This window comes from Acinetobacter sp. YH12155 (assembly GCF_013418255.1).
GTDB classification, from domain to species: Bacteria; Pseudomonadota; Gammaproteobacteria; order Pseudomonadales; family Moraxellaceae; genus Acinetobacter; species Acinetobacter indicus.
Map to the genome: position 1 here is coordinate 73480 of NZ_VPCK01000008.1, position 22675 is coordinate 96154.

A 22675-nucleotide genomic window follows, 5' to 3' on the forward strand; every position below is an offset into this window, starting at 1 on the left:
AACACTTTTTCAAATAGATAAAACGATTAGTGCTCAAAGGAATAATCGATAGCTTAAAGTTTTGATTTCTGAGTGTTTTGGTCGGATTTTGTTGAGATGAGCCGGGCTAAAAATGGCTGGATGGCCAGTTCAATATCGGCCTGCAGTTGCGGCCAGTCCTGAAATGTGGGCTGGATTAACAGGGTTTGTGAAATAAAGCCATAACTGATGCGATGCAGGTTTTCGGCACAGCGCAAGCGTTCGCGGGTTTCAGGCGTATAGCGGCTTAAAATCTGCTGCCAGCTGTCCAGCATCAGCTGATAATGCTTTTGATAGGCCTGCTCGCTCGACAGGCTGCGTTCAAGTAAAAACACACTGGCCCACAGCCGCTGTTCGCTGCGGATACGGTCGAGCTGAAAGCACAGCAGGGCCTGTATATCGCTGCAAATATCACCAGTTGTGGATAACTGTGGCGGTGGCTGGGTATAACTGCGTAGCGCCTCGACATGCTGGATAATCTGCTGGTGGATTACCCAGGCCAGCAAATCTTCTTTCTGGGCAAAGTATTCATAAAAGGTGCCCAGACCGACCCCGGCCAGTTCGGTAATCTCGCGGATGGTCAGTTGTGCGGGTGACTGCTGCTGCAAAAGCCGAACAACACTGTCCAGCAGGGCCTGCTGGGTCTGTTTGGCCCGGGACTGGCGAGGCTTACGCCGCAGCTGTACAGAGGGGGAGGTCATGACTGGAAACCGAACATGCTGTGGGTGAATATTCTTTATACTGAAAGCCTATCATCATAATCAATCAGGAACGATGAACGATGCAGGCATGGATGACCCATTCTATTCAGAATCAGTTTGATGAACGTCAGGATTATAACCTGTTTGCGAGTGACCGCGTATTGCAGGAAATCTTGCAACGCTATGGCAGTCAGGATCAGGCACGCCTTAGCGCACTCGGTCAGCAGGCCGGATCGGCAGAGGCTTATCATTCTGCCCATTTAGCCAATAGCCATACCCCGCAGTTACAGGCCTTTGATGCTCGCGGCCGCCGTCAGGATGTGGTCGAGTTCCATCCGGCCTGGCATTACTGGATGGCGCTGAACCGGGAATTTCAGACCCATGCCCATCCCTTTATTGAACCTCAGTCTGCATCTGCCTGGGTCGATTGGGCGGCGCGGTTTTATCTGAGTGGTCAGGTTGAATGTGGCAATCTGTGTCCCGCTTCTATGACCCTGGGCAGCATTCCGCTCATTCAGCGTGAACCTGAACTGTGGCAACAGCTCGGCGATAAACTGCTGTCGAATGAATATGATGCGCGGGATATTCCAATGGCGCAGAAAACATCAATCTGGCTGGGCATGGGCATGACTGAAAAGCAGGGCGGCTCCGATGTACGCGCCAATGAAACCATCGCCACTCCGGTGGGGGCAGCGGGTCGTGGCCAGCCTTATCTGCTGACCGGGCATAAATGGTTTTTCTCGGCGCCGATGTGCGATGCGCATTTGGTGGTGGCGAAAACTGAACAGGATGGCTTGGCCTGCTTCTTTGTGCCGCGCTGGCTGGAAGATGGCCGCAAGAACACGATTCATATCCAGCGTTTAAAAGATAAGGTCGGCAACCGCAGTAATTCCAGCTCGGAAGTCGAGTTTCACGAGGCTTGGGGCATCATGATTGGCGAAGCTGGCCGTGGTATTCCCACTATTATTGAAATGGCCAATTATACCCGCCTGACCTGTGTGGTCGGCAGCAGTGCCATGTTGCGCCAGGCGCTGGTGCAATGTATTGCCTATACCCGGCAGCGTAAAGCCTTTGGTAAGCCGCTGGCTGAACAGCCGCTGATGCAGGCGGTGCTGGCTGATCTGGCACTGGAAACCGAAGCCGCGGTGCAGCTGGGTTTTTATCTGGCGCAGTGCTATCAGTTGGATACGCCGCTGGCGCAGGCCTGGAAGCGGATTATGACCCCGGCTGCCAAGTTCTGGGTGTGTAAGCGTACTGTCGAGCTGAGCGGCGAAATGATGGAAGTTTTTGGCGGCAATGGCTATGTCGACACTGGCATCATGGCGCGTATTTTTAAAGAAGCCCCGGTAAATAGTATCTGGGAAGGTTCGGGCAATGTCATGTGTCTGGATGTGCTACGCGCGATACAGCGTGATCCGGCGTCCATGCAGGTCCTGTTGCAGTCGCTGGCCGATGGTGTGCAACAACAGCCGTTGTTACAGCAGGAATTACAGGCGCTGATGCAGCTGTTCCAGCAGACAGACCCACAAGCCTTGCAGTTTATGGCACGTACGCTTGTAAGCCGTTTGGTGCTGCTGGCACAGGCGGTCATCTTAAACCAGCATGCACCTGATTTTGTGGCACAGGCCTTTATCCAGAGCCGTTATCAGACCCTGCATGGTCAGGTGGTGGGCATGTTAGACCCGGCCCAGGTCGATGTTGCCCGGCTGTTAGAACGTGCGCTGGCGGCCTAAACATCACGCGTGATAGAGCGTATCCTGATAGAAAAATTCCCCGCTTGACTTCAGCCAAGCGGGGAAATCGGACTGGATGCATGGCGGTCTGCAGTTGCGCAGCCGTGTGATCCCGGCATCAGTCTCACTCTAACGATCAAACGAGCTTGGCTTAATGCGCCGGTTCGTCTGCTTTCACCCCTTTCTGGTACAGGGTGTAGATATAAACCGGAATATTCAGGTCTTCTAAATGCTTGTAAATCAGCGGGCGGACTTCTTCCCAATCCAGACCGCCGACACCGGTGGCCAGACGTGGCAGCGCCAGACTTTCAATATTCTCGGCTTCAACCAGCTGTTTCAGATTTTTCAGGGTGCGGTTGACGTATTCTGTCGATGCTTTACCCGGCTTGGAACCGTTGTCATAGGCCGCTTCCTGAGTCATCAGATTAATGATGCGCTGACCTTCGGCATTGACCCAGGTCCATTGTTCACCCGCTTTAGGATGGTAAATATGGCAATAGTTACGGAAGTCTTTATACAGCGCCGGCCAGTGTTCGCGCAGACTTAAAGCCAGTCCGGTGGCAAAGTTATCATTTGGGGCAACACCGTGGGCAATGGCACGAGCCTGGCTTAATAAAATATCTCCAGAAACTTCATAAATCATGCTGTGAACTCCTGTTTTGGAAGAGGCTGTTTGAATTGATCTTCTAGCTTCATCTTAGCCTATCAGGAAGTTTTTTCTAGCGTGCTATATAACTGCTAAGCCTTTGCAAAATAATAAAAAATTATAATATTTCATGTTATAATTATAGGGGCAGAGCAGCTGAACCTGCTTTTCATTTTTTGACTGAAGAATGTTCAGAAAAACACTTTAAAATTTTTCTATTCCCTTCCTTTTTATTGTCGCATGACTGCCGCAAAATTGCTGCTGAATTGTCCAAAAAAATGTATGATTGGCTCCCCCTTCCAAGGGGGATGATGGGAAACAAAACGCAGTTTTAAGGCTAAAATGCGCTTGAATTTTGCGCAAATGTACCCATCAATACAGCGCAGGAACACCTGCATTCAAATCATGAACCGGAAGGATAAAGTGATGGCAAAGAAAAAACAGCCAGAAGTGATTCAGCATAACTTCGTGGCCAAATATATGCATGAGGTCAACAAGAGCCAGGTTTTTGTCGACCGGAAAAAGAATGCCAAACGCGGCTATAGCAAACACAAACAAGGGCGATATTCTGATGATTATCGCCCTTATTCATTCTGTCTGGTTTAAATAAAAATATAGCTTAAGCGCCAACAATCCGGGTAGAGGCCTTGACCATATCGCCCAGACCATGGGTTTTAAAATAATATTCCATCCAGCTTTTCACCATCAGCGAATTATTCATTTTCAGCACCCGTTCCAGCTGCTCCTGTGCTTCGCTCATCGGCACATGGCAAATCGCTTTACGCACGCGCAGAATGTTACTCGAACTCATCGACAGGGTATTAAAGCCCATCGCCATCAACAGCACCGCAGATAGCGGATCACCGGCCATTTCACCACAAATGCTGACCGGTTTATCGTACTTGTGACATTCCTTGACCAGACGGGTCAGTGCGCGCAGCACCGACGGGTGGAAATGGGAATAGACGTTGGCCACGCGTGGATTGTTACGGTCTACCGCCAGCAGATACTGGGTCAGGTCATTGGAGCCGACCGAGAAGAAATCGACCAGTTCGGCAAATTCATCAATCTGCAGCAGCACACTGGGCACTTCTACCATAATCCCGATACGCGGCTTGTTGATCTTGACCTGTTCTTCTTCCTGTACTGCATGCCAGTCACGATCTAGCAGATACAGCGCTTCTTCGACTTCATTGACGCTGGTCACCATTGGCAGCAGGATGTGCAGATTGTTCAAGCCAATGCTGGCTTTGAGCATGGCGCGAATTTGTGAAGAAAAAATTTCCGGATGATCGAGGGTGAAGCGAATCCCGCGCCAGCCTAGCGCCGAGTTTTCTTCTTCAATCGAGAAATACGGCAGGTCTTTGTCTGCGCCAATATCCAGGGTACGCATCACCACCGGTTTGTTGGCAAAGTGGCTCAGCTGCTGGCGGTAAATGGCACGCTGTTCTTCTTCGCCCGGGAAACGGTCCCGCAGCATAAACGGAATTTCAGAGCGGTACAGGCCGACGCCTTTAGCACCGCGTTGTACGCCGCGTACCACATCAATCATCAGACCGGTATTGACATACAGTTTGACCGTCACGCCGTCTGGGGTAACGGCGTCCTTGGTTTCATACTGTTTCAGGTCTTTGGCAATCAGTTCTTCTTCTTTCTGAATTTCTTTATAGCGGGTGCGTAAACGCCGTGGCGGATTAATAAACACCCGGCCCTGATGCGCATCGACAATCATTTCTACGTCATCGAGGGTATTGATCGGCAGTTCAGTCACCCCGACCACGGTTGGAATACCCAGTGCGCGCGCGACAATCACCATATGTGAGTTCATGGCGCCTTCGGTGGTGACAATTGCGGCAATTTTATCGACCGGTAATTCCACCAGTGCCGCGGTCGAGATTTCTTCACCAATCAGAATACTTTCATCGGTCAGTTCGCGGTGGCTGGCATCGGCTTCCTGCAAATAGGCCAGAATACGCCGGCCGAGATCTTTTAAGTCGGAAACCCGTTCACGCAGGTAGTCATCTTCCATCTGGGCAAACTGGGCAATGTGGCTGTCAATGACAATCCGCACCGCACCTTGTGCCCAATTGCCATCCCGAATCAGTTCTTTAATTTCCGCCGGCAGGGCATTTTCATCCAGCATACGCAGGAACACGCTAAACAGGGCGCGTTCTTCGGCCATCAGCGCATCCTGCATTTTGTCATCCAGCGCCTGAATTTCCTGACGCACGGCATCCAGCGCAGTGTCGAGCAGTTTCAGTTCTTCGCTGATGTCATCGGCTTCACGGTCGGGTACCGCGGCCAAATCTGCTGGTGGATAGAGAATGACCGCGCGGCCAAGCGCAATCCCGCCCGAGCCGGAAACGCCCTGGAAGGTTTTGTAGGCCGGCAGATTGCTGGGTTTACGAAAGACATCAATATTGCCCACGGCATGCGCATGCGCAATCACGCCAGAGAGCTGGGCGCAGAGCGTGACCAGAAAGGATTCAGCCGCTTCGCTAAAGTCCTGACATTCCTTGTTCTGCACCACCAGTACGCCCATGACCTTACGACGGTACATGACCGGCACGCCGAGGAAGGAATTATAAATTTCTTCGCCGGTTTCCGGTAAATACAGGAAGCGTTCATGTTTCGGTGCATCGTCCAGGTTGACGATTTCTTCACGCTGGCCGACCAGCCCCACCAGACCTTCACCTGTATGCAGAGACACATGGCCGACCGCTTCAGGATTCAAGCCCTTAGAGGCCATCAGCAGATAACGCTGGTTGCGCTCGTCAAGCAGGTAAATGGAGCAGACATCGACATGCATAGCTTCAGCAACCTGATTGACCATAATGTCGAGCGATTCATGCAAACTGGTGGACGCATTAATTTCCTGCACAATGCGTCTTAGGGTATCCAGTTGCATATTCGACATAAAGTCTGCTCCAAATCAGCGTTCCAGTTCTGTTCTCTTTATAGCAAGAGTCGTTTAAAAAATCTGCATGATCATACAGCTTTTTTCAGGCTTTCTTAGATGGCAATTGATGACATAATTCCACCATCGCCTTGCGGTACACATCGCGTTTGAAATTCACGACCTGACCCAGTGGGTACCAGTAACTGACCCACTGCCATTGATCAAACTCGGGCGGATCGGACAGGTTGAGCTGAATCAACTGGGCCGAGGCCGTGAGTTTGAGTAAAAACCATTTCTGTTTTTGACCAATACATACCGGATCGGAATCGGGCCGGATGTAACGGTGCGGCAAACGGTAACGCAGCCAACCTTTCGTTTGTGCGATAATTTGAACGTGTTCGGGCAGTAAGCCAACTTCTTCTCTCAGCTCACGATAAAGTGCCTGCTCAGGGGTTTCTCCATGCTGGATACCTCCTTGTGGAAATTGCCATGCATTGTGTCCAATGCGTTTTGCCCATAAAACCTGTCCAAAGTCGTTTGCCAAAATGATCCCGACATTGGGTCGGAAACCTTCTGAGTCGATCATTTGGCTACCTAAATATTCTGTAAATTATGCCTTTGCTTCCGGGGATTTTTATTTCTGTATCCAACACGAAAAAAAGCAAAGTTTAAAAATGTTAAAATTGCTATGATCTTAACGAATTTCTATCGACTAGCGGAGATAGATTTACAAATTTTTTCTTAAATTTCAGTTTTTACGAGTATTTTCATGAAATTGGCGCTATTTGATCTCGATCACACCTTGTTAAATACAGATTCGGATCATTCCTGGGGTGAGTTTTTAGTCAATGAAGGTCTGGTCGATCCGGTTCATCACCGCGCCATGAATGACAAATTTTATGAAGATTACAAAGCTGGCCAGCTTGACCCGATTGCCTATAACGAATTTGTATTCGAATTTCTGACCCAGCACGAGTCACACTACCTGACCGAACTGCATGAGTTGTTTATGCAAAAAGTGATTCGTCCACAAATGCGCCCGGAAGGTTTTAAGGCGATTCAGCGTCATCGTGAGGCCGGACATGCACTGGTCGGCATTACCGCGACTTCGGATTTTATTACTGCGCCAATTTTCCGTGAATTTGGCATTAGCGAAATCATTGCCACCAATGCCGAAGTGGTCGATGGCAAATATACCGGTAAAGTGATCAATACTGCCTGTTATCAGCAGGGCAAACTGGTACGTCTGGAACAGTGGCTGGCCGGACGTGAGGTGACCGAATCCTGGGCCTATTCAGATTCAATCAATGACCGTTTCTTGCTAGAATATGCAGACCACGCCATTGCGGTGAATCCGGATGATCGTCTGCGGGCCTTGGCGGTCGAGCAGGGCTGGGAGATTCAGGACTGGTCGATTGCTGCTGAATAAAAGCGCAGTTTATCTACACCAAGATCAGCAGACAGGGCCGCTATAACTGGCCCTGTTTTTTGGTCTGTGCCGGTTGTCATCTATCTTGCAAATTTATGAAAAGGTGATTTTTTTTTAACAGCACTAGGATTTGCAGTTTTATATGCTATGGTGAAGACAAGAACAACAACAGGGAGATTCACGCATGCGCCAAACCCGACCAAGAATGACCAATCTGTTTGAACAACTGGGCCTGGACTCCAGCGAACAGGCGATTCAAGATTTTATCGGCCAGCATCAACTGGTGGCGGAAATTCATATTATGGATGCAGAATTCTGGAGTGATGGTCAACGTCAGTTTTTAGCTGAAAAAATTGCCTCGGATGGGGAGTGGGCCATTACGGTCGACCAGCTGAATGAAGCGCTGCATGAAGACTCTGTGCCTCGCCGTTAAATCGTTCGTTCAAATCTCCAGATCATCAGGCCAAATCCGGAATTTGGCCTGATCCCTCACTTTCTTTTCTATCCATTTAGGCAATCCGTTCCCAGAAGCTGACCTGCGCATAGGTATGCTGAAACTTGCGCTGGGTTTCCCGAATCACAAAAGGGATGTCCTGCGGTTCAGTCATTAAACGGAAATGCGGCTCTAGCAAGGCTGTTAAGCCATCCAGACTGCTCCAGTTTTCGCCATCTTTTTTAAAGCCACCCAGCCATTCACTGCGGACAGTGTGTTCTTCCACCCAGGTATAGGGTGAGCTGAGCATCAGAATACCGCCCATATTCAGCCGTGTATGAATCTGGCTTAAAAACTGCGCCGGATGATGCAGCCGGTCAATTAAATTGGCCGCCAGAATAAAATCATAGCCTCTGAAAATCGCTTTAAGATTACAGGCATCACCCTGGTAAAACTGGACTTTGTCCCGGACCTCCGCCAGTCCAAGCTGGGCTAAATCACAGGCATGATAATCCACCAGTTCACCTTCGGTGCAGATGCTGTAATGCAGGGTTTCGCCCTGTGCCAGTTTGACGCCGTTCTGGATAAAGCGCGCTGAAAAATCAATCCCGACCACTTCATCAAAATAACGGGCCAGTTCAAAGCTGGCGCGGCCGGTAGCACAGCCAATATCCAGTGCTTTACGTCGTGGTCTGTCGGCCAGCTGGGTCAGGGCCAGTTGCACCAGTGTCTGGGCAAAATTGGCCACGCCAAAATATTCACGGCCATACTGAAATTCCAGATATTCAGACACCAGCCGGTCGGTTTCATATTGTGATTGAATCGCCAGCGGCTCCTGATCAGAAACCACATAGCGGAAACCGGCATGCTGGAAAAAATGCCGGCGAAAGGCATAGCGTGAGGCCAGCTCGGCTTCATTGCCGGCAGAAATCCAGGAGCCGCCTTTGAGCAGATTATGCCGGCCATCAAAGGTTGGGGTGCTGAAATCATCATAAATCGGATGCACCACAAAACCCGGAAATGGATAAATCGGGGTTTCGGTCCATTGCCAGACATTGCCGCGCAGGTCATAAAAATCGCCATGCGGGAAGGTATTGACCGGACAGGAGGAAGCACCATAGGCCAGCGCCAGATTGGCAGGTGCAGACGGCTCATTTACGCCAGCCAGCTGTACCAGCCGATACCATTCCTCTTCGGTGGGCAGTCGTACTGGCTGACCAGTTTGCTTCGCTTTCCAGTGGCAAAAGGCTTTGGCCTCATGATAATTCACCTCCGCCGGCCAGTCCCACGGCATTGGTACTTCTTCGGTCAGCAGCCGGAGTGACCAGTCCGGCCCGTGTTTACGCCAGAAGGTCGGATATTCGGCCTGGGCAAAGCTGCGCCATTGCCAGCCTTCATCTTCCCAATAGTTTGTGTTCTGATAGCCGGCATCTTCAACAAAGGCCAGAAATTCCTGATTGCTGACCAGATAGCGGCTGGCCGCAAACGCCGCTACCTCTGCCTGATATTGGCCATATTCATTGTCCCAGCCGTAAACCGGGTCGTGCCGCTCCTTACCGAGCTGTACCCGGCCGGCTGCCACTGGAAGCAACGCATTCTCTGGTGCGGTGTTAGTCAGGATATTTGGCCGCCATGGTGGCTGTGTCTGGACATAGTCAAGGGCATGCTGGCGAATCAGCACGGAGGAGGTTTCCAGATGAATCCGCTCGTGTTCAATGCCCATCAGAATTGACCACCACGAATGCTGCCAGTCAATTGGCGTGCTCAGCGGTGCCTTTTCAATAATTTCCAGCACCGTGGCACGCACCTGATCGCGGTAGTGTTTGACCTGCGCGGGTGTCGGCCAGTCATAACGGCTGTCATCCAGGTCATCCCAGCTCATCTCATCCACACCCACCGCAAAGATGGATTCAAAATGTGGATTGATACGCTGTTCAATCAGTTTGCTGAGCAGCAGTTTGTTGATGAAAAATGTCGCGGTATGGCCATAGTAAAAAATCAGCGGATGGCGCAGCGCAATCGGCTTGTGATAAAAGGCCTCATCGCCGTTGAGGCAGCTAAACAATGATTCATAACAGTCAAAGGTTTGCAGAAAATACTGCTTGAGGGTGGCACGTAGCGTATCGGCCTGCATAACATCCAGCCGTGGACTGGGCTGTAAAGGCGGTGCACTGCCGGCTAGGCGCTGCTGGAGCGCCTGGGCTGAACTGAACGAAGGGGAATAGGCAAGCGGGGAAGTGGTCTGGTTCATCACTCTGCTCCTGCATCATTTTTATAAAGATCCTGGTGTCTTGTGCGGGCACCTTGTCTTTTCAAATTACGCCAATTTGGAGCAGCGTGCTGTTTTGTTCAGTAACTGTACAGAAGGATGCGACCGGTCGATGAACCTAGTCCGGCTGCTGCATAAAGTTAACCAGCGCCTGCGCCGCTTTGGACTGTGTGCGTCCCGGATGCCAGACCATGCCCAGCTGGCGGTTCATTTCCAGATTAATATCCAGCTGTTGCAAGTCCTGATTAATCAGGGTTTTCGGTAACACTGACCAGCCCAGTCCAATCGACACCAGCATGCGGATGGATTCCAGCGGGTTATTGCTCATGGTGATCTTCGGCTTCACGCCCTGTTTTTCAAACTCGGCCAGGGTAATCTGGCTGGTATAGGTCTGTGCTGCTGGTAGCAGGCTCGGGAACTGGGTTAAATCTTCCAGTTTCAGTCTTTTCTGCTGGGCCAGCGGATGAAAAGGCGCAGCCACAAACACCAGCGGATCATTCCAGATGGTGACATATTGCAGCCGGTCATCACCTTGCGGTGGCAGGGTTAAAAAGGCCAGTTCCAGATCACCGGCCAGCACCTGTTCATGCGCCTGTTCCGAATCGACAAAATGCACATCTAAGGTGACATCGGGGAAATCTTGGACATAGCGACGTAAATGATCGGGTAGATGATGCAGGCCAATATGATGGCTGGTGCCAATTTTCAGGCGACCCTGCACCTGGCCCTGTTCATGGCTTAAAGTATGATGAATATCGCCCAGTTCATTTAGCCAGTTTTTGACTTTGGGTAACAGCGAATGCGCAGCATGGGTTGCCTGCACGCCACGGCCGGCCGACTCAAACAGCTTGACCCCAAAATATTCTTCCAGGCTATGAATCCGTTTGGTGACTGCGGGCTGGGTAATAAACAGCTGATCGGCGGCCAGAGAAATCGAACCGGTTTCCATGACTTTTACAAAAGCTTCAAATGCTGCAAGATTCATCGCAATCACCTATAAAGATTTTTTATGCTTAAAATTATTATTTAGAAATTTTTAGAATTAATCAAAGATTATTTTTCTATAAATTGAAGTTCAACAACCATAACTTGAATATAAATATTTTAAAAACAGTAATTTAAGTTATATTAAAATAAAAAAGATCATCCTGAAGATGATCTTTTGGGAGGAACACCGGGCGAAAAATAGGCTAGGCGGTGATTTCCTCTGTGCCGTCTTGTGCTTTCTTTTCCCACATGCGTTCATGAATAAAATAGGCCACCGCCTGTACTGTTGGTTCCAATAAGCTTAAGGTAATGGCCATCCACAGACTGCCGGTAACGAAATAGCCGACAAGCATGGCCACCGTAATGTGCATCACATAGTAGCTAAAAGTCTTTTTAAACATTCGCTGGTTGTTTGCGACAAAGTTTTGAATATGCGCCATGATGATGTTCCTCGTATCTACAATTCAGTGCTGATAACATCATCATAGTCAGTACGAATTAATTTGTAAAAACGAATATTTTGTAAAATTTAATCGGAAAATTGAATTTTTAATCAGATGTTAATCTTAGCAAAAATCAATTATATTTATTCCATAAAGTTTTTTAACTAATAAAAATGATAAATTAGATTTATGTAATTGTGTGGTTATAATCGAAATTAATGACAGAATTACCCAGTCCAGTGGAGCACATCGACATGGCAGGCGAAACCCAAAAAGCAAAAACATTATATGACAAATTGTGGGATGACCACTTGGTAAAACAGCGTGATGATGGTTCGGCTTTATTGTACATCGACCGTCATTTGTTGCATGAAGTTACCTCTCCACAGGCCTTTGAAGGTTTGCAACTGGCTGGCCGTCAGCCATGGCGTTTAAGTGCCAATATTGCGACTCCGGACCATAACGTACCGACCTCGAAAAAAGAGCGTGAGCAGGGCGTAGCCGGTATTGAAGATGATACTTCGCGTATTCAGGTGCAAACCTTAGACGATAACTGTAAGACTTTTAATATCGTTGAATTTGATATTAACGATATCCGTCAGGGGATTGCTCACGTGGTTGGACCAGAGCAGGGTTTAACCTTGCCGGGAATGACGGTGGTATGTGGCGACTCGCATACCGCGACCCATGGTGCCTTTGGCTGTTTGGCACACGGGATCGGGACCTCAGAAGTTGAGCACGTGTTGGCCACGCAATGTTTAATTCAGAAGAAAATGAAAAACATGCTGGTGCGCGTAGATGGTCAGTTGGGCCAGGGCGTGACCCCGAAAGACGTGGTGCTGGCGATTATTGCCAAAATCGGTACAGCAGGCGGTACGGGCCATGCCATTGAATTTGGCGGTCAGGTGTTCCGTGATATGTCGATTGAAGGCCGTATGACCGTGTGTAACATGGCAATTGAAGCCGGTGCACGTGTCGGTATGGTCGCGGTTGATGAAAAAACCATTGAATATGTAAAAGACCGTCCTTATGCACCAAAAGGCGAGCAATGGGATCAGGCTGTGGCGTACTGGAATACCTTGCATTCAGATGCCGATGCGCATTTTGATACTGTCGTGGTATTACAGGGCGAAGAGATTGAACCACAAGTGTCTTGGGGTACTTCACCTGAAATGGTCATTCCGGTTTCTCAGGCAGTACCAACTTTGGAACAGGCCAAAGATGAGGTACAGCGCAATGACTGGACCCGTGCTTATCAATATATGGGCTTAACTGCTGGTCAGGCTTTGGCTGATATCCAGTTAGATCGTGTTTTTATTGGTTCATGCACCAACTCGCGTATTGAAGATATCCGTGCTGCGGCAGATGTGATCAAAGGCCGTAAAGTGGCGCCAAGCATTAAACAGGCGATGGTGGTACCGGGTTCTGGTTTGGTCAAACAGCAGGCGGAAGCAGAAGGTTTGGACAAGGTCTTCCTGGAAGCCGGTTTTGAATGGCGTGAACCTGGCTGCTCGATGTGTCTGGCCATGAATGCCGACAAGTTACAGCCAGGCGAGCACTGTGCATCGACCTCAAACCGTAACTTTGAAGGTCGTCAGGGCAATGGTGGTCGTACCCATCTGGTCAGCCCGGCCATGGCAGCAGCAGCGGCAATTGCCGGTCACTTTGTGGATGTTCGTTCATTCTAAGTTTAAGCCCTCATCCCAGGCCGCTCCTTGCTGGAGCGGATGTGAGAGAGACTACGGATTCATTGGAACATAAATATGAAAGCTTATACCGTTGAACAGGGTATCGTTGCACCTTTAGACCGTGCCAATGTCGATACCGATTTAATTATTCCAAAACAGTTCTTGAAATCAATCAAACGTACCGGTTTCGGTGACAACCTGTTTGATGAATTGCGTTATTTAGATGAAGGCTATCCGGGTCAGGACAATTCAACCCGTCCTAAAAACCCAGATTTCGTCTTGAACCAGCCGCGTTATCAGGGCGCCAGCATTTTAATTTCACGTGCCAACTTTGGTTGCGGTTCCAGCCGTGAGCATGCGCCGTGGGCTTTAAGTGAATACGGCTTGCGTACAGTCATTGCCCCAAGTTTTGCGGATATCTTCTTTAATAACTGCTTTAAAAACGGCATGTTACCGGTGATTTTAACCGAAGCGCAGGTTGATCAGCTATTTAAGGAATGTGCAGCCAATGAAGGTTATCAGTTAACTATTGACCTTGAAGCACAGGAAGTCCGTACGCCAAACGGTGAAGCATTCAAGTTTGAAGTTGATCCATTCCGTAAGCATTGCCTGTTAAACGGTCTGGATGATATTGGTTTGACCTTGCAAGATGCCGATGATATTCGCGCGTATGAGGAGAAAACCAAAGCCGCGCGTCCGTGGGTGTTTGCGGAAATTCAAGCTTAAGTTATTTCGTAAATAGGCATAGCACGGGCGTCGAACTCTTGTTAACATTCAAGGCATAATAATTTAAATATTCTGCTTTTTGATGAGGTTGGGCTCGGGCTATGTTGAAGGTTTTTCGTCGGCTTGCTGTATTGGGGGGAGTGGCTACGCTGTTAACAGCATGTCAAACCTGGGATACAGCACGTCTAAAACAGGTAAAAGAGACACAGGCATCCCAATCCAATGCACGTATTTATTGTTCAGGTACCGAGCATTGCGAGTTTGAACGCTTGAACCGGGTCATGATCATGGATGCTGAAAGTCAGCGTCTGAGTCGTGAAGCCATCAAGCAGGGATTGGTGCGCTTGCAGGCAGATTCACTACGACAGCCTAATCCGCTATATCTGTCGGTTCCGGCCAAACAGCATGAAGTGGTGATCCGGTTCTATCCGATTTCCCGTGATCAGGCCGAAACCTTGCACGTCATTCATCAGTTTAAGCCGCGTCAAACGTACACTTTTAAAATGTACCGTGACCGCAGCAAGCATAAAGGCAGTCTGCTGAATGTTTCGGCGCCAGAGCCGCTGTGTGTGGATCTTTTACAAAACCAGAAAATTATTCGACGTTTCTGCAAACCTTATAATGTCTTACATGGACTGGGGGAATTTGTGGAACAGAAAATTTAGTCTCCACAGTCGTTGACTGCTACAGGAAATGGAAAAACTCATGTCAAAACATATTTTGATTCTTGCCGGTGACGGTATTGGCCCAGAAATCGTCACAGCAGCGGAGCAGGTGCTTACGCGTGTTAATGAAAAGTTCAATCTGGGCTTGACGTGGGAACAGGGATTGTTAGGTGGTGCCGCGATTGATGCGCATGGTTCACCTTATCCGGATGTGACGTCTGAACAGGCGAAAAAAGCCGATGCTTTATTGCTCGGTGCAGTTGGTGGTCCAAAATGGGATACGATTGAGCGTTCGATCCGCCCGGAACGTGGCCTGTTAAAATTACGTAGCGAATTAAACCTGTTTGCTAACCTGCGTCCAGCGATTCTGTATCCGCAACTGGCTGATGCGTCTAGCTTAAAGCCGGAAATTGTATCGGGTCTGGATATCCTGATTGTACGTGAACTGACGGGTGGGATTTACTTTGGTCAGCCACGTGGTATTCGCGAGCTGGAAAATGGCGAGAAACAGGGCTTTAACACCGACGTCTATGCTGAATCAGAAATCAAGCGTATTGCCAAAGTGGCTTTTGAAATGGCCAAACTGCGTGGTGGTAAAGTCTGCTCGGTGGACAAAGCCAACGTGCTGGAAGTGACTGAGCTGTGGAAGCAGACCGTGACCCAGCTACATGCTGAACAATATCCAGAAATCAACCTGTCCCACATGTATGTCGACAATGCTGCAATGCAATTGGTACGTGCGCCAAAACAGTTTGATGTACTGGTAACCGGTAACCTGTTTGGTGACATCCTGTCTGATGAAGCAGCAATGCTGACCGGTTCTATCGGTATGTTGCCATCAGCGTCGCTAGATGAAAATGGCAAAGGTATGTATGAGCCATGTCATGGTTCAGCACCAGACATCGCTGGCCAGAACATTGCCAACCCGTTGGCGACCATCTTGTCTGTGGCAATGATGCTGCGTTATACCTTCCGTGAAGAAGCTGCCGCGAAAGCGATTGAAGATGCAGTGGGCAATGTGCTTGATCAAGGTTTACGTACGGCTGACATCATGTCTGAAGGCATGAATAAAGTGGGTACTCAGGAAATGGGTCAGGCTGTGGTTGCGGCATTGGGCTAAGTCTCGACAGCAAATCAAAAAACGCAGCTGCAGGCTGCGTTTTTTTATGGCTATTGAATAGCTAGGTCTAGATTCAGCGCTTAACAGGTGCGACCGGTATAGTGTACAGAGTGGGCAATATTCTGTTCCAGCCGGAACACAATCTGGCAGTGCAGGTTAACATCATAGCTGTTGGCTGGGCCAATGGGCGCTGGAATATGGGCTGGACCGGTGGCCGGGGCATTCGCTACAGGAATCGGAATGCTGATTGGGCGTATAACGGTGTAGGTGAGCGCCTGTGGGCTGATTTGTGGTGAACTGACCTGTTCGTAACCGAGCAGGCTTAAATCGAGCTGCTGGCGAATCTGCTGGCTGGACTGGCCGACAAATTGGGCCAGATAGGCATCACGTTCAGCTCGGGTACTGGACGGCGTGGTTACACAAGCGGAGAGACTGAACGCGAGGAGCGCCAAAGCAACGGAGCGAGAGACAAACATGCGCGATCTCCATTGAATAAAACTTCATTCTAGGCAAGGACAGCCTAAAAATATGTGTATATTCGATAAGCGGCAGATCTCGACGCCATTCTTGGCTGTTACACAGCATCAGCAGCCAATAAAAAAGCCACTGTTGAAGGTGGCTTTTTGCTTGCGCTAAAACTTAGCGTGCACGATAGGTAATACGACCTTTCGTTAAGTCATAAGGCGTCATTTCAACTTTCACGCTGTCGCCAGTTAAAATGCGAATATAGTGCTTGCGCATTTTACCTGAAATATGGGCAATCACCTCGTGACCGTTTTCTAAACGTACACGGAACATAGTATTAGGAAGCGTTTCGGTGACAACGCCTTCGAACTCGATGAGTTCCTCTTTATTGGCCATAGCCTACCTGATGATCAAATTGGAAAGGCGCAAATTATAGTCAATTTTTTTGAAAAAATCAAGGTGAAACCCGCCGCAGATGAATCATCTGTCAGTAAAATAAGCGAACAAAACATTTAAATTTTTTCTACAAAAAAACGTGGTGGATGGTTGTCAGTTTGGTCAATCACAGTTAATCTAAAATCAATCTTTTTAAGTATAAATGAAGAACATACAAGGAAGGTCTTTGCGTGGGTCAGCTAACTGATGCATCGGTTGTATTGCGATTAGGCTACCAAGCGATTCGTCGTGCCGGTTTGCCAACCGAAGAAATATTAACAAAAGCAGGTGTCGCACTTAATCAGGTTGAGGCCAATGATCGTACGCCTTTGGGCGCGCAGTATGCGTTTTGGGTGGCGGCGGAAGAAGTCAGCCGTGACCCGGATATTGGTTTGCATCTGGGTGAACATTTGCCGCTCTATCGTGGTCAGGTGATTGAGCATCTGTTTATTTCTTCGGAAAATTTTGGTGAAGGTTTAAAACGGGCACTGGCCTATCAGCGTTTAATCAGTGATGCCTTTGATGCCAAACTGGTGATTGAAGATGACCGCTGTTATTTAACCAATGGTCAACAGCCGTGGGCTGACAATATTGTCAATCGTCACTTTTCTGAATGTGCCATGTCGGGCATTTTGCGTTTCTTCAAGTTTATTACCGAAGGCAAATTCCAGCCGCTGTATATCGACTTTAATTTCCAGCAGGGCGCTGCCGATGATGAATATTTCCGGGTCTATGAGTGCCCGGTCAGTCTGGGGCAGAATGAAACACGACTGTATTTCGAGCCCTCTATTTTAGAATATCCGCTGTGGCAGGCCGAGCCGGAGCTGTTGCAGTTACATGAGCAGCTGGCGCTGGAGAAGCTGCAGGAACTGGCGCGTTATGATCTGGTCGGTGAAGTACGCCGGGCGATTGGGTCGACCCTGGAAAGTGGGGAAACCACATTGGAAACCGTGGCAGCGCAGCTGAATATCACGCCGCGTCGTTTACGCACCCAGCTGAGTGAGGCCAATACCAGTTTCCAGCAGATTCTCTCGGATTATCGTTGCCGTCTGGCTAAAAAACTGCTGGCCAATACCAATGAAAGCGTGGAGCGGATTGTGTATCTGACCGGATTTTCTGAACCGAGCACCTTTTACCGGGCTTTTAAACGCTGGACCAATGAAACACCGGTCGAGTACCGGAAACGTAAACAGCGTTAAGCATCTCCGCAGTCCCCCTTGATTAAAGGGGGATTTTTTAGAGTTGCCGCTTGATGCAAGGGTGACTTTCGTTTTTAAAGCTTGGAGTGGCAAGAATGAAACCACTCCCTGAGTAAAAGGGGGGGGCGGAATACAATTATTCCGGCATATTCAGCCAATGCGGACCTAAAGGCACTTGAGGCAAGTCAAACTGCTCTGGATAGTGCGCCTGGATAAAGTACAGGCCATCGGGTGGGGCGGTAATGCCAGCCGCTTTACGATCCTGTGCGGCAAAAATTGTATCAATATGGTCAATATCATACATACCTTGGCCAATTTCCAGCAGACAGCCCATGATATTCCGCACCATATGATGCAGGAAACCATCGGCCTGAATATCGAGCACCAAATAATGCCCATGACGGATCAGGCGGCAATGGCTGACGGTACGGACCGGCTGATTGGACTGACAGGCTGCGGCACGAAAACTTTCAAAATTATGCGTGCCTTCAAACTTTTGCGCGGCAGCAATCATCTTGTCGACATCCAGCGCATAGTAGGCATGGGTGACCTGTTTATGCAGCAGGGCCGGGCGCTGTGGATGGTTATAGACCACATAACGGTAGCGGCGCGCACAGGCCTTAAAGCGGGCATGAAAATCCATGTCCATAGCCTTAATCCACTGAATGGCAATGTCTTTGGGTAGCTGGCTATTGGCTCCCATCAGCCAGCCGCGTTCAGGGCGAATGGCTGCCGTGTCGAAATGTGCCACCATATTGGTGGCATGCACGCCGGCATCGGTACGGCCAGCGCCATGCAGGATAATCGGTTCATCGGCAATTTTGGAGAGGACCTTTTCCAGCGTTTCCTGCACGCTCGGGACGCCTGGTTGCTGGGTTTGCCAGCCCCGGTAGCGAATACCACAAAATTCAATCCCGACCGCAAAACGTTGCATATTCACCTCAAATTGGCCTTAGTCATACCAATGCTGTTGCCATTGTTCTCTGCGCGGGTATTGTAAATACATTTTTAATGCTTTTGCATACAGATCTGCATGTCCAAAGCCATCATTGACTAAAATTTTACTGTTCTGGATCCAGCTGCTGATCGCATAACGCTGATCCAATGGGCCAAATGGCACTTGGGTGGTCAGAATCACGGCACAATCTTGCGTCTGTAAGGACTGTAGCAACGTCAGGAGTGTTTCATTTACAGCCAGATTACCAGTACCAAAGCCTTGTAAAATCAGGCAATGCGGTGGCTGCTGGGCGATCAGTTTCAAATTGGCGAGCTGCTGCTCTAAACCAATCGGCTGCATCATCACACTCATGCAGTTGAAATGCTGTGCTTTGTCCAGATCTGCAGCCTGTACCAAGTAGGCGGCTTGTTCTTTTTGATGTAAAGCACTGCTGGCGGCCTGACCCTGAAAAGCATCTAATTCAGTGGTGTGGCATTTTAAGGCGCTGCGACCATGGAAACATTGATGATGAAACGCCAGATACACGCCAACCGGCAATTGCAGCACCGATTCCAGGGCGAAATTCAGGTTATCCAGCGCATCGCTGAAGTCACGGGTGTTCTGTCCATCTATGGTCAGCAGTGGATACTGGCTGCCAGTCAGCACTACATGTGCAGACTGCGCGATAAAGTGTGCCAGCACGGCACTGGCATAGCTTAAAGTATCGGTGCCATGAATGACGACAAAATGCTGAAACTGTTGTAACTGCAGCTGCTGGATAAACTGCACCAGACGTAACCAGTCGGTCGCGGTACAGCGGCTGCTGTCCTGAATCACCGGCGCCACAAAACATTCTACCGATAGATGCAGCGGTAGCACATGACGCAGCTGGGGAAGAAACTGCTTTGCAGGCATGGGGCTGAGTGGCTCGCCGACACAGCCAAAGGTACCGCCCATATAAATTAATGCAATTTTTTTCATCATAAAAAAAGCAGCCAAGGATGACTGCTTTATCTTAGTGAGATTTACTTTAAGAAGCTATTTGATTGAGTAACTGCGTGGCGTGTTGCTGCTGTGCTGCAGAATAGTTTGCTTCTTTTTCTGCCAGCAGGGCACGGGCCGCATCATAGGCACCCAGCTCAATATATTGCTGAGCCAGCTCCAGATTCAGCTGGATTTCATTGACTTCGGCCAGTTCCGGGAAGGACTGAATCAGTGGATCATGCGGATCAACCGCGGTTGCCGCCACGGCAGCCATAGCGGGTTCTTCAACCATTGGTGCTTCAGGCGTTGCTGGTGTCGCTTCAATGGTTGGTGCGCTATCTAGGTCAAACTGGAACAGCGGTGCAGTGTCTGCTGGTGCGGTAACCGCAGGTTCTACCGGCTGTTCAGCCACCGGTGTAGGACTGATCGAGAAATCAAAACTAAATTCTGATTTTTCTTCCGCAGGTGGGGTGGTGACAGCTGGTGTGGTCGCAGGTGTGGCTTCAGTTGCAGTCTTTTCCAGCTCAAACGAGAAATCCAGTGCCTGAGGTTCTTGTGCAGCCGGAGTCACTGGCTCAACCGGTGTTACCGGTGCAGCCACTTGGGTGCTGGCAGCCGAGTCAAAAGACAGATTAAATTCAAGAGGCTGAACCTCTTCTGTTTTTGCTGGCGCAGGGGTGTTAACAGGCGCAGCCGGAGTGCTTGGGGTAAATTCCAGATCCAGTGCTGGCAGTTCCTCTGTTTTTGCTTCGGCAGGCGTTTCAGTTTTGAGTGACTGTTGTAGCTGGTCAAATGACGTGCTGGCTGTGCTTGAACTGCTGGATTGAATCAGGGCATCAAAATCTGCGGTAGTTTGGGCTTTTTCAGCAGGTGTGGCTTGAACTGCTACAGGCGTTGCTGGGGTAAATTCAATAAGTTCTTCTTTGGCCTGCGGGGCTTTTTGCGCATCTACCTTGGCATTGGCCTGAGCCAGAATATCTTCCAGTCCCAGGTTCTTCAGATGATCCAGCAATTGGCGGGTGGCAAATTCATCTTTTTGGGTCAGATGCACATCCAGTAACAGCAGATACAGCTCATGCAACGACGGGTCGCGTTTCAGGGCCTGATTAATCTGCGCTTCGGCCGAGAAAAAGTTACGGTCACGAATCTGGGTTTCAATGGTCTGGCGTAAATCTGCCGGAAGTGGTGTGCTTCCTTGTGGTTCGGCAACAGGCTCGGCCACTACAGTGCTTTTAACCGTAGTTTTTTTCGTAGTGGTGCTTTTTTTGGCCTTGGTTTTACTGGCTGCAGCCGGTTTTTTTGCTGCTGGTTCGGATTCTTTATTGGCTTCACGCTTTTTTAACACCAGCGCGATGACCAGTAACAAAATAAATGGAATCACATAAATCAGCATGTTGCTACCCCTTAGGCAGAGAGGAATAAACCATCTCTCCTGAAAAAATCATGTTGAGTAATACGTTAGAGTTTTGGCTTATTTTCGGCTTGTTGCTTTTTCAACTGTTGTTGCAATTCAGCAAGACGCGCATTGAGTAATTGAATTCTTTGATCCTTCTGACTTAATGCCAATTCTAACTGTGTTACGTTTCTCTGTAATTTAACGGTTTTCTCACGCGCTGTCATAACTTTTAGTGACAACTCTTCTGAGGTTTGCGCGCTTTGTGTGTTCTTTTTGGCAGAACCTTGGGCAGAATCTTGCTGATTTTCTGCCACCAGACTCATTTCGGCCTGACTGATCCGGTATTTGGCCTTGCCAGACTGGCGTGAAGGCTGGGTTGCCGGGATTGGCACGGTCTTTTTCGCGGCTTTTTGCCCGCTGCTGACGGCCTGTAAATTCAAGGTTGCACCGCGGCGTAAACGGTTGGCATCGCCCTGAATAAAGGCATGTTCATTGTGGGCTTTAATCTGCTGCATCACTTCGCCGACCGGCTGCTGGTTCTCTGCGGCAATACGTGAGGCAATTGCCCATAGCGATTCATTGGATTGCACCACATGCCGTGCTGTGGTTGATGCTGGCGCAGATGGAGCAGGTGCTTTGGGTGCTGTAACCGGTGCCGGCTTTGCCGGTGCTTGCTGTTGCTGCGCTTTTAACTGCTCGGCATATTTCTTGACCAGTGGGTCTGCTGAAACCGGAGCAGCTGTATTTACGGCAGCTGTGTTGCCCGCGTTATGTGTAGAGGCCGGTTGAGCTGATGTCGCCGAAGTCGATGGCGTAACCGCTGACACAGGGCTTGCAGCCGGCTGTGCTGCTGCGCTGACAGCTGGTGTGGTTGATGGACTTAAAGCCGGTGGCGGGCTGGCTTGAATCGCTAGGGGTGCTTCTACACTGCGCGTGGTGCTGGCAGATGCCGTGGCTGTGGTATAGGCGGTACTGGTCGGCAAGTTTAAGGCAATGTCCCGTTCATTCACGACCATGACCGGTGTTAGTGGCTGCTCTTTCGGTTGCAACTGCGCGCGTTGTTCTGCCAGGGTACTACGTTTTAGTGAGGTTTTAATATGCTGTAAACGCGTGGCCGAGCCTTCACGAATTTTGACCACAATATTCAGTTCGGTATCGGTCAGTGGCCGAGAAGAGGTAATGGTAATCACTCCGTTGCCAGCACCGTCACGTCGGGTAAAGAAATTTAAATGACCCGGTGGACGATGGCTGGCACCAATGGCCATCAAATCTTCTGCCGAGGCCAGACTGACTTCAATTGGCGCATTGACATTGGACTGACGGAAGTTCATTTCAGCATACAGCAATTCCCCAGGTGCTGACTGAATCTGAACAGGATCGACATTAATCGCATGAATATGTTGTGAGGCAAGAATAGCTAAAATCGCGATCTTTAATTTGTTATATACGGTCATCTTAATCGTTAGCTCGGTCATTTATCGCATAGCGAAAAGAATAGATTA

22 protein-coding genes are annotated in these 22675 nt (G+C 49.4%); 9 read left to right on the forward strand and 13 right to left on the reverse strand.

Translation table 11 applies throughout. From position 1 onward, the window contains the following. Positions 1–53: 53 nt before the first annotated feature. Positions 54–719 (reverse strand): TetR/AcrR family transcriptional regulator, encoded by a 666-nt coding sequence (locus FTU86_RS07675; RefSeq protein WP_168397717.1) that lies wholly within the window; start codon positions 717–719, stop codon positions 54–56. Positions 720–799: 80 nt separating this feature from the next. Here FTU86_RS07675 and FTU86_RS07680 point away from each other — a divergent pair, with 80 nt between their 5' ends. Next, a complete protein-coding gene (locus FTU86_RS07680; RefSeq protein WP_180036660.1) occupies positions 800–2452 on the forward strand; it encodes an acyl-CoA dehydrogenase family protein in 1653 nt (550 codons plus the stop codon). A 151-nt stretch (positions 2453–2603) separates the two neighbouring features. On the opposite strand, the gene FTU86_RS07685 is transcribed toward FTU86_RS07680, so the two are convergent. Further along, the gene (locus FTU86_RS07685) at positions 2604–3095 is read right to left on the reverse strand and encodes a macro domain-containing protein (protein WP_016659595.1); all 492 of its coding nucleotides are present in this window, start codon (positions 3093–3095) and stop codon (positions 2604–2606) included. 429 nt (positions 3096–3524) lie between these two features. Between FTU86_RS07685 and FTU86_RS07690 the strand changes: the two genes are divergently transcribed. Continuing rightward, entirely contained in the window at positions 3525–3704 is a 180-nt protein-coding gene (locus tag FTU86_RS07690) for a hypothetical protein (protein ID WP_104472119.1), read from the forward strand. 13 nt (positions 3705–3717) lie between these two features. Here FTU86_RS07690 and ptsP read toward each other — a convergent pair whose 3' ends face one another. Both ptsP and FTU86_RS07700 read right to left on the reverse strand, forming a co-directional pair. After that, positions 3718–6015, reverse strand: a complete 2298-nt coding sequence (gene ptsP, locus FTU86_RS07695; protein WP_005182028.1) for a phosphoenolpyruvate--protein phosphotransferase — start codon at positions 6013–6015, stop codon at positions 3718–3720. An 85-nt stretch (positions 6016–6100) separates the two neighbouring features. Further along, the gene (locus tag FTU86_RS07700) at positions 6101–6583 is read right to left on the reverse strand and encodes an RNA pyrophosphohydrolase (protein WP_005182032.1); all 483 of its coding nucleotides are present in this window, start codon (positions 6581–6583) and stop codon (positions 6101–6103) included. Positions 6584–6766: 183 nt separating this feature from the next. On the opposite strand from FTU86_RS07700, the gene FTU86_RS07705 reads away from it, so the two are divergent. Together FTU86_RS07705 and FTU86_RS07710 are read left to right on the forward strand one after the other, a co-directional pair. Then, positions 6767–7426, forward strand: coding sequence for an HAD family phosphatase (locus tag FTU86_RS07705; RefSeq protein ID WP_005182034.1), 660 nt, complete (start codon positions 6767–6769; stop codon positions 7424–7426). Positions 7427–7610: 184 nt separating this feature from the next. Next, positions 7611–7859 carry a DUF2789 family protein gene (locus FTU86_RS07710; protein WP_160241643.1) on the forward strand — a complete coding sequence of 83 codons (249 nt, stop codon included), beginning with the start codon at positions 7611–7613 and terminating at the stop codon, positions 7857–7859. Between the two features lie 76 nt (positions 7860–7935). On the opposite strand, the gene ovoA is transcribed toward FTU86_RS07710, so the two are convergent. From ovoA to FTU86_RS07725, 3 genes are all read right to left on the reverse strand, one after another. Continuing rightward, a complete protein-coding gene (ovoA, locus tag FTU86_RS07715) occupies positions 7936–10110 on the reverse strand; it encodes a 5-histidylcysteine sulfoxide synthase (RefSeq protein WP_160241642.1) in 2175 nt (724 codons plus the stop codon). 136 nt (positions 10111–10246) lie between these two features. Beyond that, a complete protein-coding gene (locus FTU86_RS07720; RefSeq protein WP_005182039.1) occupies positions 10247–11113 on the reverse strand; it encodes a LysR family transcriptional regulator in 867 nt (288 codons plus the stop codon). 205 nt (positions 11114–11318) lie between these two features. After that, on the reverse strand, positions 11319–11555 hold the full coding sequence (locus tag FTU86_RS07725) for a DUF2061 domain-containing protein (RefSeq protein WP_005182043.1): 237 nt from the start codon (positions 11553–11555) through the stop codon (positions 11319–11321). Between the two features lie 257 nt (positions 11556–11812). On the opposite strand from FTU86_RS07725, the gene leuC reads away from it, so the two are divergent. The 4 genes from leuC (at position 11813) to leuB (ending at position 15757) form a co-directional block, all read left to right on the forward strand. After that, positions 11813–13246: a 3-isopropylmalate dehydratase large subunit gene (gene leuC, locus FTU86_RS07730; RefSeq protein WP_005182046.1), complete on the forward strand. Its 1434-nt coding sequence runs from the start codon at positions 11813–11815 to the stop codon at positions 13244–13246. Between the two features lie 75 nt (positions 13247–13321). Continuing rightward, positions 13322–13972: a 3-isopropylmalate dehydratase small subunit gene (gene leuD, locus FTU86_RS07735; protein ID WP_005182049.1), complete on the forward strand. Its 651-nt coding sequence runs from the start codon at positions 13322–13324 to the stop codon at positions 13970–13972. A 101-nt stretch (positions 13973–14073) separates the two neighbouring features. Beyond that, complete coding sequence (locus tag FTU86_RS07740; RefSeq protein WP_016659592.1) at positions 14074–14637, forward strand: hypothetical protein; 564 nt, start codon at positions 14074–14076, stop codon at positions 14635–14637. Between the two features lie 40 nt (positions 14638–14677). Beyond that, positions 14678–15757 carry a 3-isopropylmalate dehydrogenase gene (gene leuB / locus FTU86_RS07745; RefSeq protein WP_005182055.1) on the forward strand — a complete coding sequence of 360 codons (1080 nt, stop codon included), beginning with the start codon at positions 14678–14680 and terminating at the stop codon, positions 15755–15757. 80 nt (positions 15758–15837) lie between these two features. Here the strand turns inward: leuB and FTU86_RS07750 are convergent, their stop codons facing one another. Beyond that, the gene (locus tag FTU86_RS07750; RefSeq protein WP_127799033.1) at positions 15838–16233 is read right to left on the reverse strand and encodes a hypothetical protein; all 396 of its coding nucleotides are present in this window, start codon (positions 16231–16233) and stop codon (positions 15838–15840) included. Positions 16234–16396: 163 nt separating this feature from the next. Continuing rightward, entirely contained in the window at positions 16397–16618 is a 222-nt protein-coding gene (gene infA, locus FTU86_RS07755) for a translation initiation factor IF-1 (RefSeq protein ID WP_001284370.1), read from the reverse strand. Positions 16619–16848: 230 nt separating this feature from the next. Between infA and FTU86_RS07760 the strand changes: the two genes are divergently transcribed. Then, positions 16849–17856, forward strand: coding sequence for an AraC family transcriptional regulator (locus FTU86_RS07760; RefSeq protein WP_104470737.1), 1008 nt, complete (start codon positions 16849–16851; stop codon positions 17854–17856). Between the two features lie 136 nt (positions 17857–17992). On the opposite strand, the gene truA is transcribed toward FTU86_RS07760, so the two are convergent. The 4 genes from truA to FTU86_RS07780 form a co-directional block, all read right to left on the reverse strand. Next, complete coding sequence (gene truA / locus FTU86_RS07765) at positions 17993–18790, reverse strand: tRNA pseudouridine(38-40) synthase TruA (protein WP_016659589.1); 798 nt, start codon at positions 18788–18790, stop codon at positions 17993–17995. 18 nt (positions 18791–18808) lie between these two features. Continuing rightward, positions 18809–19777: an asparaginase domain-containing protein gene (locus tag FTU86_RS07770; RefSeq protein WP_104472118.1), complete on the reverse strand. Its 969-nt coding sequence runs from the start codon at positions 19775–19777 to the stop codon at positions 18809–18811. Positions 19778–19823: 46 nt separating this feature from the next. Then, complete coding sequence (locus tag FTU86_RS07775; RefSeq protein ID WP_160241641.1) at positions 19824–21170, reverse strand: fimbrial protein FimV; 1347 nt, start codon at positions 21168–21170, stop codon at positions 19824–19826. 65 nt (positions 21171–21235) lie between these two features. Then, positions 21236–22648 (reverse strand): FimV family protein, encoded by a 1413-nt coding sequence (locus tag FTU86_RS07780; protein WP_171502416.1) that lies wholly within the window; start codon positions 22646–22648, stop codon positions 21236–21238. Positions 22649–22675: the final 27 nt, after the last annotated feature.

Coding starts and splice junctions, on each gene's coding strand:
- FTU86_RS07675 (WP_168397717.1), bottom strand. CDS start 719: ATGACCTCCCCCTCTGTACAGCTGCGGCGTAAGCCTCGCCAGTCCCGG.
- FTU86_RS07680 (WP_180036660.1), top strand. CDS start 800: ATGCAGGCATGGATGACCCATTCTATTCAGAATCAGTTTGATGAACGT.
- FTU86_RS07685 (WP_016659595.1), bottom strand. CDS start 3,095: ATGATTTATGAAGTTTCTGGAGATATTTTATTAAGCCAGGCTCGTGCC.
- FTU86_RS07690 (WP_104472119.1), top strand. CDS start 3,525: ATGGCAAAGAAAAAACAGCCAGAAGTGATTCAGCATAACTTCGTGGCC.
- ptsP (WP_005182028.1), bottom strand. CDS start 6,015: ATGTCGAATATGCAACTGGATACCCTAAGACGCATTGTGCAGGAAATT.
- FTU86_RS07700 (WP_005182032.1), bottom strand. CDS start 6,583: ATGATCGACTCAGAAGGTTTCCGACCCAATGTCGGGATCATTTTGGCA.
- FTU86_RS07705 (WP_005182034.1), top strand. CDS start 6,767: ATGAAATTGGCGCTATTTGATCTCGATCACACCTTGTTAAATACAGAT.
- FTU86_RS07710 (WP_160241643.1), top strand. CDS start 7,611: ATGCGCCAAACCCGACCAAGAATGACCAATCTGTTTGAACAACTGGGC.
- ovoA (WP_160241642.1), bottom strand. CDS start 10,110: ATGAACCAGACCACTTCCCCGCTTGCCTATTCCCCTTCGTTCAGTTCA.
- FTU86_RS07720 (WP_005182039.1), bottom strand. CDS start 11,113: ATGAATCTTGCAGCATTTGAAGCTTTTGTAAAAGTCATGGAAACCGGT.
- FTU86_RS07725 (WP_005182043.1), bottom strand. CDS start 11,555: ATGGCGCATATTCAAAACTTTGTCGCAAACAACCAGCGAATGTTTAAA.
- leuC (WP_005182046.1), top strand. CDS start 11,813: ATGGCAGGCGAAACCCAAAAAGCAAAAACATTATATGACAAATTGTGG.
- leuD (WP_005182049.1), top strand. CDS start 13,322: ATGAAAGCTTATACCGTTGAACAGGGTATCGTTGCACCTTTAGACCGT.
- FTU86_RS07740 (WP_016659592.1), top strand. CDS start 14,074: ATGTTGAAGGTTTTTCGTCGGCTTGCTGTATTGGGGGGAGTGGCTACG.
- leuB (WP_005182055.1), top strand. CDS start 14,678: ATGTCAAAACATATTTTGATTCTTGCCGGTGACGGTATTGGCCCAGAA.
- FTU86_RS07750 (WP_127799033.1), bottom strand. CDS start 16,233: ATGTTTGTCTCTCGCTCCGTTGCTTTGGCGCTCCTCGCGTTCAGTCTC.
- infA (WP_001284370.1), bottom strand. CDS start 16,618: ATGGCCAATAAAGAGGAACTCATCGAGTTCGAAGGCGTTGTCACCGAA.
- truA (WP_016659589.1), bottom strand. CDS start 18,790: ATGCAACGTTTTGCGGTCGGGATTGAATTTTGTGGTATTCGCTACCGG.
- FTU86_RS07770 (WP_104472118.1), bottom strand. CDS start 19,777: ATGATGAAAAAAATTGCATTAATTTATATGGGCGGTACCTTTGGCTGT.
- FTU86_RS07775 (WP_160241641.1), bottom strand. CDS start 21,170: ATGCTGATTTATGTGATTCCATTTATTTTGTTACTGGTCATCGCGCTG.
- FTU86_RS07780 (WP_171502416.1), bottom strand. CDS start 22,648: ATGACCGAGCTAACGATTAAGATGACCGTATATAACAAATTAAAGATC.